We start from the raw sequence: 18,034 nt of genomic DNA, 5'->3' as shown, positions 1-18,034 counted from the left end.
ATACAATTCCGGGGTACTAATCCGGCAGGATGACCGTAAACGTCGAGCCCTGATCCGGTATACCGGAGGCAAAAATGACGCCACCGTGGTTTTCGACGATCTTCTTGCAGATGGCCAGACCGATACCAGTCCCTTCGTAGTCGTTTTTGTTGTGCAACCGCTGGAAAATGGCAAAGATCTTACCGGCAAAGCGATTGTCAAAGCCGATGCCGTTGTCGGTGAAGGTGAGCTGGATATACCGTTTGGCCTTGGGCATGTTGAACTGACCCACTTCTTCGGCGCTCAGGTAGGTGCAGGAGATGTGAATCTTCGGCGCTACGTCTTCCCGCGCAAACTTCAGCGAGTTGCTCAGCAGGTTCTGAAATAATTGCCGGAATTGCGACGGCACTATATTCAGGACCGGCAGCTTGTCGGCCTCAATAACGGCGTTTTTGCTCTCGATCCGGTGCTCCAGCGTTTGCAGTACCTCTTTCAGAATGGTCTGCAGGCTGAAGGGCTGGAACGACACATCGCCCGAGATCATCGACACCGACAGAATATCGTTGATCATCAGCTGCATCCGCTGCGATGAGTCAATGATTTTACTTAACGCAGCCTGCCCGTCGGTGGTGAGGTTCTCGTATTGCGTGACCAGCAGCCGGTCGCCGAAGGTCGAAATCTTGCGGAGCGGCTCTTTCAGGTCGTGGCTGGCAATGTAGGCGAACTCCTTCAGGCTGGCGTTGGATTGCTGGAGTTGCAGGGTCTTCTGAAACAGGCTGCGCTCCATGTCCTTCTGCTCCGAAATGTCGAGGGCCGCCCCCAGCACCTGCTGAACGTTACCTTTCCTGTCTTTTTTAAACACCATTTCCCGCACCAGCATCCAGCGCCAGCCCAACTCCTTGTGGCGCATACGGCATTCATACTGGTACATGTTCTTCCGCTCACCCTTGCCGTTGGATGCGTACTGCATATCGGGCAGTTTACCGGCATCGTCGGGATGAGACAGCACCGACCGGAACGACTCTCCCATGTCGAGGATGTCTTCGGCCGTATAGCCCAGCACCGAGGTAATTTCCTTGTTGACGTAAATAACCTGTTGCTTGGCCAAGTCGTAGAGGTACAGCATGGCCGGGGAGGCATCGGCAATATGCTCAATAAACAACTCCTGCTCCCTGATCCGCTGTTCGGCTTCTACCGTCTCCGTCACATCCATGGAAATGTTAAGCACGTGCTCGACATGACCATCCGGATTGCGGTCGAAAATAGTGCCGTAGGTATGGAACCAGCGGTACTCACCGTTTCGGTGGCGCATCCGGTAGGTAAACTCAACGATCATGTCGTCGGCCCCGGATTCATTGGCTTCTTTCAGCGCCTGTGCGTTCCGCTCCATCATCGAACCCATATCATCCGGGTGGATCAGATTGGCGAAGAAACTGACATCTGCTTCCATGACTTCCCGGGGGTTATACCCGAGCAGTTTTTCCAGCCCCTGGCTCACAAACGTGTACTTGCCGGTGTTGATATTGTAAGAGGCAATGATGGATGGTGTCGCGTCGGCAATCTTCTGAATAAAGTTCTGCTTCTCCAGTAGTTCTTTTTCCGTCGTTTTCTGCAAGGTCACGTCCTGCCCGGTGCCAATCATGCGGATAACCGTACCGGCCTTATCCAGCACAACTTCTCCTTTGGCGTGCAAAACTTTTACGGTGCCGTCGTTAAGAATAATCCGGTGAAAGAAATCATTGGGCTGCTGGTTATCCAGCGAGTTCTTTATGTGCTGGTACGTCAGATTCCGGTCGTCGGGATGAACCAGTTGCAGGAAGCGCTCGAACGTAACTTCGGCTGACTGCGGGACCAGGCCATAAATCCGGTACATTTCATCGGACCAGGCCACTTTATTGGCCGCTACATCCCAGGCCCAGTTGCCGATGTGTGTGAGCGCCTGCGCCTGTTTGTAGAGCGACTCACTTTGCTGAAGTTGCTGCACCATGCGGTGGCGCTCGGTCACGTTCATCACGGTGCCCTTCATAACGGGTACGCCGTTTTCGATGGATATGCTGCCCCTCGACCAGATAATCCGGTCGCCTGTTTCGGTCAGGTAGCGGTACTCGCTATCGTAGATATCCTGATTTTTGATGGCCTGTTCGAGTGCCTGTTGCACCCGGTCCTTATCATCAGGATGGATCTTTCCTAAAAAGCCAGGCAGGCCGTCACCGTCGTTAATGTTCAGGATACGCAACACCTGGGGCGTGTAGGTGGCCTTCATAGTGTGCAGGTTCCACTCAAAGCTGCCCAGTTCGGCTAGTTCCTGGGCCTCCAGCAACTGCTGTTCGCGGTACGCCAGTTGCTGGGCTGTTTCTTTCTCATGGCCGATATCGAAGGCGATACCAATAATCTGCGCCGGTTGCTGCTCGTTGCGCCGGAAAACGGTCTCGTAGCTGCGCATCCAGCGGTAATGGCCGGCTTTATGTTTTACCCGGAACTCAAAGGAGTACACCTCGCCGTCTCTGGCGTTGGCCAGTACCTGCGCGTGTTCAACGCCCCTGGCGATGTCGTCGGGGTGAAGAAGCTGCGTCACCAGTTCACCGCCCATGCGGTGCAGGTCGTCGCGGGTGATACCCAGAATCTTCTGCAGATTCTCGTTGGTATACACTTCTTTGCGCTCCAGCAGGTCGAAGACGAAAATGATACCGGGCGAGGTATTGGTAATGCGTTCAATGAAGTGCAGATGCTCGTTGATCTGCTTCTGCTGGAGGTTAAACAGCGTCTGGAACGACTGGGCCTCCGACTCCATGATATACTCGTCGAACTCCCCGATAATGGCCAGCGAGGTGGCCAGGTCGGTGGTGTAGAGCGGCAGAAACTTGTACAGGGTTTGTTTCCGGACGTAGTTGACCTGCGTAATATCGTCGGCCACGATCTGGTTCTGGTTCACCACCGGAAGCTGATTGGTAACCCACTGCTCCATGGCGTCGCGGATCTGGTCGGGGGCCCGGTTTTCGACAAAATATTGAAAAAACTGACCGGTCGTCAGTTTGGAAAAGGCTACGAGTTCCTCTTCCGGCATCGTGTCGAAGTAAGACAACAGGGTGTTGTTCAGCTGCCTCAGCAATCGGATCTGTTCTCTGACGAATGCCTCCAGGTGGTTGGCAACAATAAATGCCGCAAAACCCGGTAGATGGGTAAAGACGAGTCTGGCGGATTTAGGTTCAGCGGTAGGGGACACGGGGTCTACGGTTTACAGCGTACAAAATCTGAATTTATAAACTAAAAATAGCCAACGGATTGATTAGCAGCCAAAACGCTCAGGTGGTTTCTACCAGCGCTTCCGGTAGCGTGATGATGAACGTAGCGCCTTCGTTGGGCCGGCCTTCGGCCCGGATTACCCCGTTGTGCTTGTTTACAATTTTTTTGCAGATGGAGAGGCCAATGCCGGTACCCTCGTATTCCTGATAACTGTGCAGCCGTTTGAAAACTGCAAAAATTTTGTCGGCATTCTCCATGTCAAAGCCAATCCCGTTATCCTTTACGTAAATCTTGAAATAGCGCGAAGAGAGCCGCTCTTCGGGCAGTTCGGTGAAGTCGTCTTCCCGCATCGTCTCGCCGTAAATATAGATTTCGGGCCGGCTCCCGCGTTTGCAGAACTTCAGGGAGTTGGTGATTAGGTTCTGAAATAACTGGCGCAACTGGCTCGAACTACCCATGATCTGCGGCAACGGGCTGACGTGAAGCTGTGCCTCTCTCTTCTGGATCTCCTCTTCCATGTCGGAGAGCACCTCGTGGACAACCTGGTTCAGATCAACCAGTTCGAAAGTGCTGGATGCGTATTCGCTGCGGGAAAACTGCAGGATATCCTTAATCAGTCGCTGCATCCGGGTGGCGGCCACCAGGATCTTTTCCAGGCTATTGTCTACGTCGGCGTCTGCCTGTCCCAGCAACCGGTTACGAATGCGGTCGCTGAACATCATAATCTTCCGTAGCGGTTCCTGCAGGTCGTGGGAGGCTACGTAGGCAAACCGGTCCAGCTCTTCGTTGATGGCATGCAACTCCTGGTTATTTTTCACCAACTGGGCGTTGAGCAGCTTTACTTTCTGTTCAGAGGCTTTGCGCTCTTCGACTTCACTGGCCAGACTGGCGTTGATGTTCCGCAACTCGGTTTCCTGCGTCATAAGCTGGTTTCGTTGCCGGAACAGCTCCACAAAAATCCCTACCTTATAACGGAGCAGCTGCGGATTGATCGGCTTGTAAATAAAATCAACAGCGCCGGTGCGGTAGCCCTCAAACATACCCTCTTCGTCCTGGTTGAACGCCGTGATAAAAATGATCGGGATATGCCTCAGCTTATCGCGCTGGTAGATCAGCTCGGCGGTTTCGATGCCGCTCATGCCCGGCATCCGAACGTCCATCAGGATCAGGGTAAAATCGTGCTGGTTCAACAGGATCTTCAGCGCGGCTTTACCTGAATCAGCCTTTACAATCTGGTAGTTATCGCGTTCCAGAATGGTCTCGATCGAGAGGAGGTTATCCTCCCGATCGTCGACCACCAGGATTTTTACTTCAGTATCGCTATTCATGGGTGGTGTAACCTTATTTGTACAGCCAGATTCTCATCAGAGACAATAGCTGATCAATCTTCACCGGCTTGGTAATGTAATCCGATGCGCCTGCTTCAATGCATTTCTCGCGGTCACCTTTCATGGCTTTGGCGGTCACGGCAATAATCGGCAGGCTGTTGTTTTTATGCTCTCTTCTGATTTTCTGGGTGGTCTCGTAGCCGTCCATCTCCGGCATCATAATGTCCATCAGCACCATGTCGATCTGTTTGTTTTCCGACAGAATGTGAATGGCTTCCTGGCCGCTTTCGGCTGTGATCACGTTCAGATCATACCGTTCAAAAGCCGTGGTCAGGGCAAAGAGGTTCCGGACATCATCGTCAACCACCAGAATGGTTTTGCCGGTCAGCACATCCTCCTTCGTCCGCAGGTCTTCAATGATCTGCTGCTGGTCGGGCCGCAAATCCAGGTGGTTGAGGTGAATATGAAGAACGGTTTCTTCCAGCAGATGTTCCAGGAAACTACCTTCTTTTTGAAGAATCCGGTTGGTGAGGGCTTTCAAAGCAGTCCGGTCTTTGGCCGTGAGGTCTTTTTCGGTGTATACGAACACCGGCATCAGCGGGCGTTTTTCCTCGTGGACCTTCGCGATAAAACCCGTGCCGGCTGTATCCGGCAGGTCAAGGCTGGCAATCAGGCAGTCGTAGTTCCGGCCGGCCAGCAGGTGCAGGGCTTCTTTGCCGGTTTCGACCCGGTCAATGGTAATCCGGTCGCCGTTTTCGAGCATATTTACGATTGCCGATGCCTGTTGCGGGTTACCTTCCACGAGCAAAATTGTTTTGTTGCGCTTCCGGCTGTACTCGGCAATGTCGCTAAACAGCATGTCGAGCGCCTGATTTTTCAACGGCTTCAGCTGGAAGCTCCGCGCTCCGCGCTGCATGGCCAGCAACCGGTTTTCTTCACCCGAGATCAGGTGAACCGGAATGTGGCGGAAATTCAGGTCATTTTTGAACAGGTCCAGAATCCGCCAGCCGCTGGCATCGGGCAGCTTGACATCGAGCGTAACCGCCACCGGGTTGTAGCTGTTGGCCAGGTTCAGCACTTCGCCGAACGAGGTGGCTACTACGGCCATCAGTTCTTTCTCGTGCGCCTTCTCAATCATGATCCGGGCAAACCGCACGTCGTCCTCCACAATGAGCACGACCCGGTCGCCGGGTTCAATGGTGTTTCGGTCGTCACCAATCTCGTTGATGATCTCGCTGATGCTGTCCAGATCCCGTTCCGGCAGCTTTACGGTTGGTACCGATTGCAGCGGGGTACTGTCGTCGTCACCCTGTTCCAGCTGGTACTCGCTGATGGTAATGGATTTAGCGAGGGTATTCTGCTTATCCGGTTTCGCGTGCGCCGGATTGTAGTGCAGCGGCAGGAACAGTGTGAAGGTACTACCCCGGCCCGGTTCACTGTTCAGTTCGATGGTACCGCCCAGCAGTTCGGCCAGGCCGCGGCTGATGGAGAGCCCCAGGCCGGTACCGCCGTACTTCCGGCTGGTTGAGCCTTCGGCCTGCTGGAAGGCTTCGAAGATGATGTTCTGCTTGTCTTTGGAAATACCGATGCCGGTATCTTTAATTTCAAAGGCCATGACGCGGGTGGCCTGGTCCAGGGTATGATTCCCCCGCTTCCAGGTTCGGCTGGCTTCGTAAATCTTCAGCCTGACTTCGCCTTTATCGGTGAATTTAAAGGCGTTGGACAACAGGTTCTTCAGGATCTGGTTGAGTCGCTGGGCATCGGTCTCCAGGCTTTCCGGTACCCGCTCGTCCAGGTCGATGCTGAAACGCAGGTTTTTACTGTCGGAAATGTGTTTGAACGTCGTTTCCACGAAGCTGGTAATCTCGCGGAACCGAACCTTGCCGAAGTCGGTGGAGATATAGCCGGATTCGATTTTCGACAGGTCAAGAATGTCGTTGATCAGTTGAATCAGGTCGTCTCCGCAACTGTGGATGGTTTTGGCGTACCGCACCTGTTTTTCGCTCAGGTTACCGTCGTGATTTTCGTAGAGCTGCTGCGCCAAAATGAGCAGGGAGTTGAGGGGCGTCCGCAACTCGTGCGACATATTGGCGAGGAACTCCGATTTATACTTGGAGGTAAGCTGCAACTGCTCGGCTTTTTCTTCCAGCGACCGCCGGGCTTCTTCCACCTCCTTGTTTTTGGCTTCTACCTCGTCTTTCTGCTTCACCAGCAGGAGCGCTTTGTCCTGAAGTTCTTCGTTGGTGCGCCGGAGCTTCTCCGTCAGCGACTGCGACTGCGCCAGCAGTTCCTCTGTCCGGGAGTTGGTCTCGATGGTATTCAATACGATACCGATACTTTCGGTAAGCTGGTTGAGGAAGTCCAGGTGAATGGCGCTGAACGGCTCAAAGGAGGCCAGTTCGATCACGGCCTTGATCTCGGTTTCGAACAGCACCGGCAGCACGATCACACTCTTGGGTCTGGATTCGCCCAGACCGGATTTAATGCGGATGTACGACTTGGGTACGTTGCTCAGCAGAATACGCTCCTTCTCCAGCGCCACCTGACCCACCAGGCCCTCGCCCATGGCGAATTCCTTGGTTATATCCACATCGGCCCCGTAGGCGTAGGCCGATACCAGCTTCAGCTTTTTGTTCTGGAGGTCTTCATCCTGCTTCAGAATGTAGAACATACCCTGCTGCGCGTTTACCACCTGTGCCAGTTCCGACAGAATCCGGCGGGTTACCGTGTTCAGGTCTTTCTGTCCCTGAAGCATCTTGGTGAACTTGGCCAGGTTCGATTTCAGCCAGTCCTGCTCCTGGTTGAGCATGGTGGTTTCGCGGAGGTTGGCGATCATCTGGTTGATGGTATCCTTCAGCTCTTCCACTTCCCCTTTGGCATCGACCCGGATGGTTCGGGTCAAGTCACCCTTGGTCACGGCCGAGGCTACCTCCGAGATGGCCCGTACCTGGGTCGTCAGGTTTTCGGCCAGCTGGTTTACGTTCTCCGTCAGACCTTTCCAGGTACCCGACGCACCAGGCACGCTGGCCTGTCCGCCCAGCCGGCCGTTTACCCCTACCTCGCGGGCCACGGTGGTTACCTGATCGGCAAACACGGCCAGGGTATCAATCATTTCGTTGATGGTATCGGTCAATTGGGCAACCTCACCGCGGGACACGATGGAGAGTTTCTGTTTCAGGTTACCCGTGGCTACGGCCGTTACGACCTTGGCGATACCCCGCACCTGGTTGGTCAGGTTGGAGGCCATCATGTTTACGGAGTCGGTCAAGTCTTTCCAGGTACCACCCACGCCCTGCACTTCGGCCTGGCCACCCAGTTTACCTTCGGTACCTACCTCCAGAGCTACCCGCGTTACCTCGGAGGCAAACGAGTTGAGCTGATCCACCATCGTGTTGATGGTGTTCTTCAGGTCGAGGATTTCGCCTTTTACGTCGATGGTTACTTTCTTGGAAAGGTCACCGGAGGCCACGGCCTTGGTCACCTCAGCAATATTCCGCACCTGCAGGGTCAGGTTACCCGTCATCTGGTTTACGGAGTCTGTCAAGTCCTTCCACGTACCCGCTACGCCCGGCACGAACGCCTGGCCACCCAAACGACCGTCGGTACCTACCTCGCGAGCTACCCGCGTTACCTCGGAGGCAAAGGCCCGGAGCTGGTCCACCATGGTGTTGAGCGTCTCTTTCAGCTGGAGAATCTCTCCGCGCACGTCCACCGTAATTTTGCGCGACATATCGCCGTTGGCCACCGCAATGGCCACATCGGCGATGTTCCGCACCTGGGCCGTCAGGTTACCGGCCATCTGGTTTACCGAGTCTGTTAAGTCCTTCCAGGTACCGGCCACGCCCGGTACGTTGGCCTGCCCACCGAGTTTACCGTCGGTACCTACCTCGCGGGCTACCCGCGTTACCTCCGAGGCAAAGGCCCGAAGTTGCTCCACCATCGTGTTGATGGTGTTTTTGAGTTCGAGGATTTCACCTTTAACGTCTACTTCAATTTTGCGGGAAAGGTCACCGTTCGCTACGGCCGTTGTTACTTCGGCAATGTTCCGTACCTGAGCGGTCAGGTTGGAGGCCATTTTGTTTACCGAGTCGGTGAGGTCTTTCCACAGACCCTCCACGCCCGGTACATTAGCCTGTCCGCCTAGTTTCCCTTCCGAACCTACCTCGCGGGCCACCCGCGTTACCTCCGAACCAAAGGAGTTGAGCTGATCCACCATGGTGTTGATGGTGTTCTTCAGCTCCAGAATTTCGCCTTTTACGTCTACGGTAATCTTGCGGGAGAGATCCCCCTTGGCCACGGCGGTGGTCACCTCGGCAATGTTTCGCACCTGACCGGTGAGGTTGGAGGCCATCTGGTTTACCGAGTCGGTCAAATCCTTCCAGGTACCACCCACACCGCGTACTTCAGCTTGTCCACCGAGCTTTCCTTCCGAACCTACTTCCAGGGCCACGCGGGTTACCTCGGAGGCAAACGAGTTGAGCTGATCCACCATCGTGTTGATGGTGTTCTTCAGTTCGAGAATTTCGCCTTCTACGTTTACCGTAATCTTTTTGGAGAGGTCACCGTTAGCCACGGCGGTAGTTACCTCGGCGATGTTCCGCACCTGAGCCGTCAGATTCGATCCCATCTGGTTTACCGAATCGGTCAAATCCTTCCAGGTACCGGCCACGCCCTGCACTTTGGCCTGTCCGCCCAGCTTTCCTTCCGTACCTACCTCCAGGGCCACCCGCGTTACCTCCGAGGCAAACGAGTTGAGCTGGTCAACCATTCGGTTGATCACATCCTTGATCTGGAGGATTTCGCCTTTTACGTCTACGGTAATCTTCTGGGTAAGGTCACCGTTGGCGATGGCGGTCGCCACTTTGGATACGTCGCGGAGCTGCACGGTGAGGTTACCCGCCAGCTGGTTTACGTTGTCGGTGAGGTCTTTCCATACCCCGGCTACCCCTTTTACGGTGGCTTGCCCGCCCAGCTTTCCTTCTGAACCTACCTCGCGGGCCACCCGCGTTACCTCGGCCGAGAAGGAGTTGAGCTGATCCACCATTTCGTTGATGGTGTTTTTTAGCTCCAGAATTTCACCTTTTACGTCTACCGTAATTTTCCGCGAGAGGTCACCGTTGGCTACGGCGGTGGTCACTTCGGCGATGTTCCGCACCTGTGAGGTCAGGTTGGAGGCCATTTTGTTTACCGAGTCGGTGAGGTCTTTCCACAGACCCTCCACGCCCGGTACTTCAGCCTGTCCACCGAGTTTTCCTTCCGAACCTACTTCTCGGGCCACCCGCGTTACCTCCGAACCAAAGGAGTTGAGCTGGTCCACCATGGTGTTGATGGTGTTTTTCAGCTCCAGAATTTCTCCGCGTACATCCACCGTAATCTTGCGGGAGAGATCTCCTTTTGCCACGGCGGTGGTCACCTCGGCAATGTTCCGTACCTGGGCCGTCAGGTTGGATCCCATCTGGTTTACCGAGTCGGTCAGGTTTTTCCAGGTACCCGCTACACCGGGTACTTCGGCCTGCCCGCCCAACTGTCCTTCCGTACCTACTTCCAGGGCCACGCGGGTTACCTCGGCTGAGAAGGAGTTCAGCTGATCCACCATGGTGTTGATGGTGTTCTTCAGTTCGAGAATTTCGCCTTCTACGTTTACCGTAATCTTTTTGGAGAGGTCACCGTTAGCTACGGCGGTGGTCACCTCGGCAATGTTCCGTACCTGGGCCGTCAGGTTGGAGGCCATCTGGTTTACCGAGTCGGTGAGGTCTTTCCAGGTGCCGGCTACACCTTGTACTTTAGCTTGCCCGCCCAGTTTTCCTTCCGTACCTACCTCTCTCGCTACCCGCGTTACTTCAAAGGAGAAGGAGTTGAGCTGATCCACCATCTGATTGATTACATCCTTAATCTGGAGGATCTCACCTTTTACGTCTACGGTGATCTTCTGGGTAAGGTCACCGTTGGCGATGGCGGTTGCCACTTTAGATACGTCACGGAGTTGTACGGTCAGGTTACCCGCCAACTGGTTTACTGAATCGGTAAGGTCTTTCCAGACGCCACCCGCCCCTTTTACGGTGGCCTGTCCGCCCAGCTTTCCTTCCGAACCTACTTCACGGGCAACGCGGGTTACCTCGGCCGAGAAGAGGTTCAGCTGCTTCACCATGCCGTTTACCTCGCGGGCTATCTGAGCAAATTCGCCCTGCAGGACATGATCACCAATCTGCAGCGGCATCTCCTGCGACAGATCGCCTTTGGCCACCGACGAGATTACGTTCGCTATCTCAATGGTCGGGTGTACCAGGTCGGATATCAGCGTGTTAATGGATTCGACGCCGGTGCTCCAGGAACCCCGGGCAGACAGGACTTCGACCCGGTGGGTCAGTTTACCCTGTTTGCCAATCGCCTTACTGGCTTTATTAAGTTCGAGGGTGAGCTGCTCATTCAGGGAGATAATCTCGTTGAGCGTATCGCATATCTTACCGCTGATGCCGAGTTTGTCGATGGGCATCCGAACCCTGAAGTTGCCGTTGCGGACTTCGGAAAGGACACCCAGAAGTTCCCGTTCGTCGAGGCCTCCCCGTTCGGTCGCGGTGGCCCGGGAGAGCAGTTCTTCAAACGCTGCCCGGGATAGTAAGATACCTGGTTCTTTAGCAGCAAGAGATGACGCTTCAATGGTAACTGGTTCTGCCGCAGGCTTGCCGTCTTCGCCGTTGTTCTTGTTTATATGATCAGCCATGAAAATGCAAATTATGACTGGTAAAATTATAATGACCGGAAGGGATAGTCAGCCCGGTTAATAATTTTACCGCATGGCTTTAAAAGCTGCTGTTTACGGCTTTGGCGCAGCATCATTGAACACCTCCAGCACCAGCCGCCACCCGTTGCCGATCTCATGCTTCCAGATGCGGAGGTAACTTCCGTCGCGAACGGGCCCCTGAGCGGACTGGTAGGTGCCGTACACAAAGCCGAGATCACCCGACAAGGCTAGCTGGCCACCAACAGGCCGGAAGCGCATAGATGACTCTGTCTCGAACAGCTGTTTAATAGCCGTTGCTGAACCATAGGGCAGTTGGTTGGGCCGGTACAGTCTGGCTTCTCCGCTGAGGTGGACCGCGTAGGCTTTGGCCACACCCTGCACTATAATTTCATCGGCAAACTGCCGGTCTAACCGGAGCAGATCAGCGAACTGGTCCGAAGAACCCAGGCTCCGGATGGTGGTATAGGTTACGTTTTCGGGTATACGTTCGTCAGACGGAGCCGGGTGCTGAACGCCGGCGTCGATGAGAAAGCGCAGGCGGTTGTCGGGCCGTTGCGTACTCCAGACGGTATTGTAGTGGCCATTTGCTACCCGCTTTCCGTCGACCTCCACATACCAGGGACCGGTTGTGTAACCCATATCGCCGGAGCGGGAGGCATCGGCAAAGGCGGGCCCCCAGATGAGTTTGGCGGGTGATTCTGGTGCCTGGGTCCAGAAGGGTTTGGCGAGGGTGGGTTTCCCGTTGACGAAAACGATGGCAGAGTCAGCCATATAACTCAGAAAGGCCGTTTTGGTGTTCGTCTCCTGTGCTTTCAGGGCAAACGCCCGTTCGTACGCGACAAAGACATCGACCCGCGACTGCGGAAGTGCCGGCAGGGAAATCAGAACAAGACAGAGAGTAGATAAAAGCCTCATAGCAAATACGGCAATAGCATAACCATGTGATTCGCCTGGTCTGACATGACTCTTTTGGGTCATTGGCGTTGCCGAAAATACGCAGTCAGTTTAGATAAGCAAGCCCTGATCGGGTTCTCCGGCGGGTATCCCGCAGATGAACGGGTGATTGCCTCCACAAACGGTACCGGTGGCAGGCATTGCTACCCCTGCCTGGCCGGCTCCCGGCCCGTACCAATTTCACATTCTTATGCGATTGATGCGCGTGCCGCTAACCGCCAACTTTGCATCAACCAAACAGACACAAAAATCAGTACTATCCACACTTTACGAACATGAAAACTCTTTCCACATCTATCCACACCATAAAACGTAATGCCATGAACGGTTGGGCCGGTCTGATGCTCCTGATCGGCATTGGACTGGCCTCCAGCCCGGCGTTCGCCCAAACCACTGTTCCGGGGGTTACCGTACCAGGGACATCCGTTTGGGGTACCGTCTCCGGCGAGGTACGCGACGCGGCCGGTAGACCCTTGGAATTTGTCACGATGCTGCTGCTTCGGGCAAACGACTCAACCCTGGTAAAAGGAGCCATCAGCGATGCCTCCGGCCAGTACACGATCGACAATGTGGCTGCCGGATCGTACCGGGTGGCTACCTCACTGGTGGGATACCAGAAAGTATTTTCGGCTGTTATTGCCGTTGATGCCGATCATCCGAAGGTTATTGTACCCGCGCTGGGGACGAAGGAAGACACCAGGACGCTGGGTGAGGTGAAGGTAACCGCCAAGAAGCCCTTTATTGAGCAACTGGCGGACAAAACGGTGGTAAATGTGGAGAACAGCATTGTGTCCAGTGGCGGCAACGCACTGGAAGTGCTGGAAAAAGCGCCCGGCGTACAGGTTGATTCGCAGAATGACCGCATTAGTCTGAAGGGGCGCGACGGTGTGCTGATCATGATCGACGGGAAACAGACATTTCTGTCGGCGGCTGAGGTCACTAACCTGCTGCGCAACACGCCCAGCAACAGCATCCAGAGCATCGAAATCATCACCAACCCCTCGGCGAAGTACGATGCCGCCGGCAACTCGGGGATTATCAACATCAAAATGAAGCGGGGTACCAACCAGGATGGTACCAATGGCAGTGCTTCACTGGGCGGTGGCTACGGCCGCTTACCGAAAGCGAACGGTGGCCTGACCCTCAACCACAGGCAGGGGAACTGGGCGCTGTTCGGCAACTACAACTACGACTACCGCGAAGCCTTTGGTACCATTGATGCCTACCGGTATTTTAAAGAAGGTAACTCGGTGCGCAACAAAGGTTACCGCCCCAGTGAATTCAGTGGCCATACCTTCAAAACCGGAGCCGACTACTTCCTGGGCAAAAAGAATACCTTCGGCTTTATGCTGAACGGCATGGTGAACAGCAACCGGGCGCAGATCAACAACGATAACTATCTGTACGACAGCCAAAATTCGCTGCAAAGCCTGCTTACCATGATTAATACCTCGAAGCGGACTATGCAGCGGCTGGCCGGTAACGTCAATTACAAACATACGTTCGATAGTTCCCCGAACGGAGGTTCAGGGAAAGAATTGACGATGGACCTGGATTACTCCCGGTTCAGCATCAACCCCCGCGATAATATGGTTACCAGGACGTTTAATGCGGTAAACGAAGAAACGGCGCCGGCGCTTTTCCAGCGAAATACGACCCAGTCGGAGGTGATCATCCGGGCCGCGAAACTGGATTATGTACATCCGCTGGGCAAGAGCGCGAAACTGGAAGCCGGCTGGAAAAGCAGCTACGTGACGACCGATAACGATGTCAGGTTTGAGCAACAGACTGCCGGCGACTGGCAGATCGACCCGAACCGGACCAACCAGTTTGTGTACAACGAGACCATCCACGCGGCTTACCTGAACGGAAGCAAAGACTGGGGGAAATGGTCAGTACAGGGCGGTCTGCGGATGGAACACACCAACTCAGTCGGTAATTCGGTCACCATGAATAAGGTGGTAGACCGGAGCTATACCAACCTCTTCCCGAGTGTCTTTGTCACGCAGAATATCAGCAAAGACCACCAGTTGCGCTACTCGTACAGCCGCCGGATCGACCGGCCAAGCTATCAGGATCTAAACCCGTTCATCTATATCCTGGACCCCTACACCTTCACCCAGGGGAACCCGTTCCTGCGGCCGCAGTACACTAACGCGCTCCAGGCAGCCTACACCTACAAAGGGGCTACCAATATCAGCCTGGGCTATAACCGCACCCTGGATGTGATTACCCACCTACCGGAGCAGAACGACGAAACCAAGGTAACCCGCCAGAGCGTCATTAACCTGAATACGCTGCATAATTACAGCCTGAGCGTCGGTTTCCCCGTGACGATCACCAAATGGTGGAACATGCGCCAGAGCATCGATCTGTACTACAACAAGTACAATGCGGAGTACCTGAACCAGAAGCTCGACTACAGCCAGTTGGCGGCCAACCTGACCATGAACCACAACTTTGTCTTACCCAACGGGTTTACGGCCGAACTATCCGGTTTTTACAGTTCACCCGGTCTTTACGGCATACTCAAACCGAAGAGCATTTATGCGGTGAACATGGGTGTGCAGAAGAGCTTCTGGGATAAAAAGGCCAATCTGCGGGTAAACGTCAACGATATTTTCTTCACGCAGAAGTTCCGGGGAGTTATCGACTACGGCAACCTGAATCTGCGCTTCCTCAGTACGGGAGAGACGCGGGTTGTCCGGGCGACGTTCACCTACAACTTCGGTAATCGTAACATCAAATCGGCCCGCCAGCGCCGGACGAGCGTGGAAGATGAGCAGGGCCGGGTAGGTCAGTAAGTAGCATCAGCGTTATCAACCATTCACACCATTTTGCCATGAAAAACGTACTTGCAATTCTCAGTTTCGCCACTTGCTGGCAGACGGCTGCCGCTCAGCCGGCACTTAGCCCCCGTCTTGATTCCATAGTCCAGCAGTTTGTGCAGCACCGGCAGTTTTCGGGTACGGTGCTGCTGGCGAAAGGCGATCAGCTGCTCTACCACAAAGCATTTGGCCCGGCCGATCGGGAAAAAGGTGTTGCCAACCAGCCGACCACCAATTTCAACATCGCTTCCGTTGGCAAAACGTATACGGCCGCCCTGGTTGGGCTGCTGGCTTCGCAGGGGAAGATTGATCTGCAACAACGATTCCGGCATTACTTTCCGGAGTTCAGCAGTCCGAACCTGTCCGATAAGCTGACCATCCACCATTTGCTGACCCATACAGGGGGCACTAACAACTACATGGAGCACCCGGACTTTGAAGCCAAACGACGTAAACTGAAATCCATCAATGATGTGATGCCCCTGGTGACCAGCATGCCGCTGAGTTTCCAGCCGGGTGAGCGGTACGAGTACTCCAACTCGGGCTTTGTGCTGCTGGGTAAACTCATCGAAAAGGTAACGGGCCTGTCGTATCCGGAGGCTTTGCAGGCATACCTCTTCAGGCCGGCGGGTATCACCAACTCATACCTGCATTATCCGGCTACGTTTATCGCGCCGACCGAAGCGGTTCCGTATTATGTATTCTCCCAGAAAAGTTTTGTCAACGCTACCGAAGATGAGTTTCCGCCCTTTTCCGATGGCGGTATGCAGTCCAACGTGGCCGATATGTGGCAGTTTGCCAAATGGCTGCTGAAACAACCGGAAACGGTAACTGAGCCGCTTTGGACCCAGCGAGTTCCGGCACCGCACCACTACGGCTATGGCTGGAATGTCGAAACGCGCTACGACCGCAAGACCGTCGGCCATAGCGGGGGCGGCCATGGCTTTTCGACTGATTTTCGGATGGTGCCCGCCGATGGCTTCATCGTGGTGGTGATGGCGAATAATCGCACCAATGTTCGGGATATAACCACTGCCATGCTGGATCTGGTCTATACGGGCATTTGGAAGGCACCGAAGGCGTATCAGTCCAGTCTGCTGCTGGATGAAATTGACCGGCGGGGCCTGGAACCCGTGAAAGAAGAGTTAGCCCTGGCTCTGCAACGCGGACAGGCGCCCGGTCAGCGCGACTGGATCGGGCTTATTGACGCTCTTAGCCAGTTGAAACGGCAACCCGAAGCATTGGCCTTAGTGCAACTGGCGGCTATGCATCTGCCGAAAGAATCATGGCCGCTGAACGTAGCTGGTAATCTGTACCGGGAAATGGGCCGTGCCGATTTGGCTAAAGAGTATTTTCAGAAAGCCCTGGCGGTGGAACCGAATAATCCCTGGACAAAAGCGCAACTGGAAAAGCTGTAAGTCTTAGCCTTGTCTTCACGGCCGACCGCAGGTACAGATGGATGCACGTTGAGGAGCTACCGCTTCTGAACTTTCAGCACCATATCGGCCAAAGGCTTAGGGAAGGTCAGCCGTTTGTCGCCGTTGCCCTGGACAAAGTTTTCAACCTGCTCTATTTGTCCTGTAGCGGTATCCATCCATTGCGCCGTGTAATTGCCCTTTGGCAAGTTGAGTACTAACTCCGTTGTCCGGGGGCTCACACTCTCCGCGTAGACGATGAACTGATTGGTTTGGTTTGTTAACGTTTGGGTATGCATCAGGCCGGGTGCCGCTTTCACGAGCGATGCGTCCGGCCTGAGTTGCGCCAGGTCCAGCGACTCCAGGAATTGCTTCAGCACCGCCAACTGCTGCCGCAATTGCGGACTACCCCCGCCGGGTGCTTTGTAGGTTGTATCCTGTCCCTGCTCAGCGCCCACCGAAAACGAGTAATCGAGGTGATTGAACAGGCCCCCGCCGGCCAGCATAAACCGCCAGGCCTGTCGGCGGTAGGTATGGTCGGCAGAGCCGGCAAAGCCCGTTTCGTTGAAGCCGATCACCTTGTTAAGGTGGTAATTCATGGTTACGGTTTCCGGTTGGGCGTAGTGGAAGTTGAAGATGGAAACATTCGGGTCCGGATCGGTGATGGGGTACCGGAAGTTGCCGATGTTTTGCGAAATCAGGTGCTTCTTTCGGAGTTTGGCTTCCTCTTCGGTAATCCACTCGGCTACGCGTCGTTGCCAGTCGTTGGCCCGCTGGGCTACCACTTCCAGCGTCGCTTTCCATTGGCCGGACTTCATGTCTTCGGCCGGAAAATACTCGTTGAACGTCAGGACCGTATCCTTGAGGTCGGCCCACGGTTCGTTCTGGATCTCGTAATACAGGTTGTCGAAGCTGTTGAGTTCCCGAACGATTTTCTTGACATACTCCTCCTGAAACGCCAGGATGTTGCCGTTGTTGGGGGTGTTCACATCCAGCGGGTTGATGTCATCGGTGTAGTTGATGTTGTTCTCCCGGTTGAACGGCGAGTGTTCCCAGCCGGCACCGTAATACGATGAAAACAGCGTAATCTCTACCACCACATTGTTCCGCTCCGCTTCCCGCATAAAATCCTTCAGCCGGGTGAAGTATGCATCGTTCCACTGGTTCAGGTCCAGCTTGTTGCCGCCCAGCGCGAAGCCCGGCTGGGTGCTCCGGCTCCAGGGCAGGATAAGGCGGTCCGGGCTTGGGGCCAGCGTATTTCTAGCAATCCCGAACGCCCCCTGCTTCTCAAAGTAAGCGCCGGTAAACACGCGGGTGGTATTCAGCCCGTCGCGGCCCAGCGTCTGCAGGTAGGTTTTGTAGTCGAAAGCCAGGTTGATAACGGCTCCGTAGTGTTCGCCGGAGCCGACCAGCACCGTAGGTTGGCCTTTGTACTGAAAATAATGCGGGTTTTGCGGCAGCAGGCGCAGGGGCTGGGCGGAAACGGAGACTGTAGCTGTACTAAGCAGAAAGAGCAACAGAAGCCGGCAGTACATAGTTGGAATG

General features: G+C 54.8%; 7 protein-coding genes. 2 read left to right on the top strand and 5 right to left on the bottom strand.

Features of this window, described 5'->3' with window-relative positions:
* Positions 1-16: 16 nt before the first annotated feature.
* The 4 genes from ABD949_RS23875 to ABD949_RS23860 form a co-directional block, all read right to left on the bottom strand.
* Complete coding sequence (locus ABD949_RS23875) at positions 17-3,202, bottom strand: PAS domain-containing sensor histidine kinase (RefSeq protein ID WP_345247724.1); 3,186 nt, start codon at positions 3,200-3,202, stop codon at positions 17-19.
* 79 nt (positions 3,203-3,281) lie between these two features.
* Entirely contained in the window at positions 3,282-4,550 is a 1,269-nt protein-coding gene (locus tag ABD949_RS23870) for a sensor histidine kinase (RefSeq protein ID WP_345247722.1), read from the bottom strand.
* Positions 4,551-4,563: 13 nt separating this feature from the next.
* The gene (locus ABD949_RS23865) at positions 4,564-11,271 is read right to left on the bottom strand and encodes a HAMP domain-containing protein (RefSeq protein WP_345247720.1); all 6,708 of its coding nucleotides are present in this window, start codon (positions 11,269-11,271) and stop codon (positions 4,564-4,566) included.
* Between the two features lie 93 nt (positions 11,272-11,364).
* Positions 11,365-12,207 (bottom strand): DUF4440 domain-containing protein, encoded by an 843-nt coding sequence (locus ABD949_RS23860; RefSeq protein WP_345247717.1) that lies wholly within the window; start codon positions 12,205-12,207, stop codon positions 11,365-11,367.
* Between the two features lie 314 nt (positions 12,208-12,521).
* Here ABD949_RS23860 and ABD949_RS23855 point away from each other — a divergent pair, with 314 nt between their 5' ends.
* Both ABD949_RS23855 and ABD949_RS23850 read left to right on the top strand, forming a co-directional pair.
* The gene (locus ABD949_RS23855) at positions 12,522-15,050 is read left to right on the top strand and encodes a TonB-dependent receptor domain-containing protein (protein ID WP_345247715.1); all 2,529 of its coding nucleotides are present in this window, start codon (positions 12,522-12,524) and stop codon (positions 15,048-15,050) included.
* A gap of 38 nt (positions 15,051-15,088) precedes the next feature.
* On the top strand, positions 15,089-16,492 hold the full coding sequence (locus ABD949_RS23850; RefSeq protein ID WP_345247713.1) for a serine hydrolase: 1,404 nt from the start codon (positions 15,089-15,091) through the stop codon (positions 16,490-16,492).
* A 56-nt stretch (positions 16,493-16,548) separates the two neighbouring features.
* On the opposite strand, the gene ABD949_RS23845 is transcribed toward ABD949_RS23850, so the two are convergent.
* A complete protein-coding gene (locus ABD949_RS23845) occupies positions 16,549-18,024 on the bottom strand; it encodes a hypothetical protein (RefSeq protein ID WP_345247711.1) in 1,476 nt (491 codons plus the stop codon).
* Positions 18,025-18,034 lie beyond the last annotated feature (10 nt).

Origin of the sequence: Nibrella saemangeumensis, from assembly GCF_039541915.1 — a bacterium.
Lineage (GTDB): Bacteria > Bacteroidota > Bacteroidia > Cytophagales > Spirosomataceae > Nibrella > Nibrella saemangeumensis.
The sequence above is the reverse complement of the archived record's forward strand: the minus strand, read 5'-3'. Positions and strand labels throughout refer to the sequence as shown.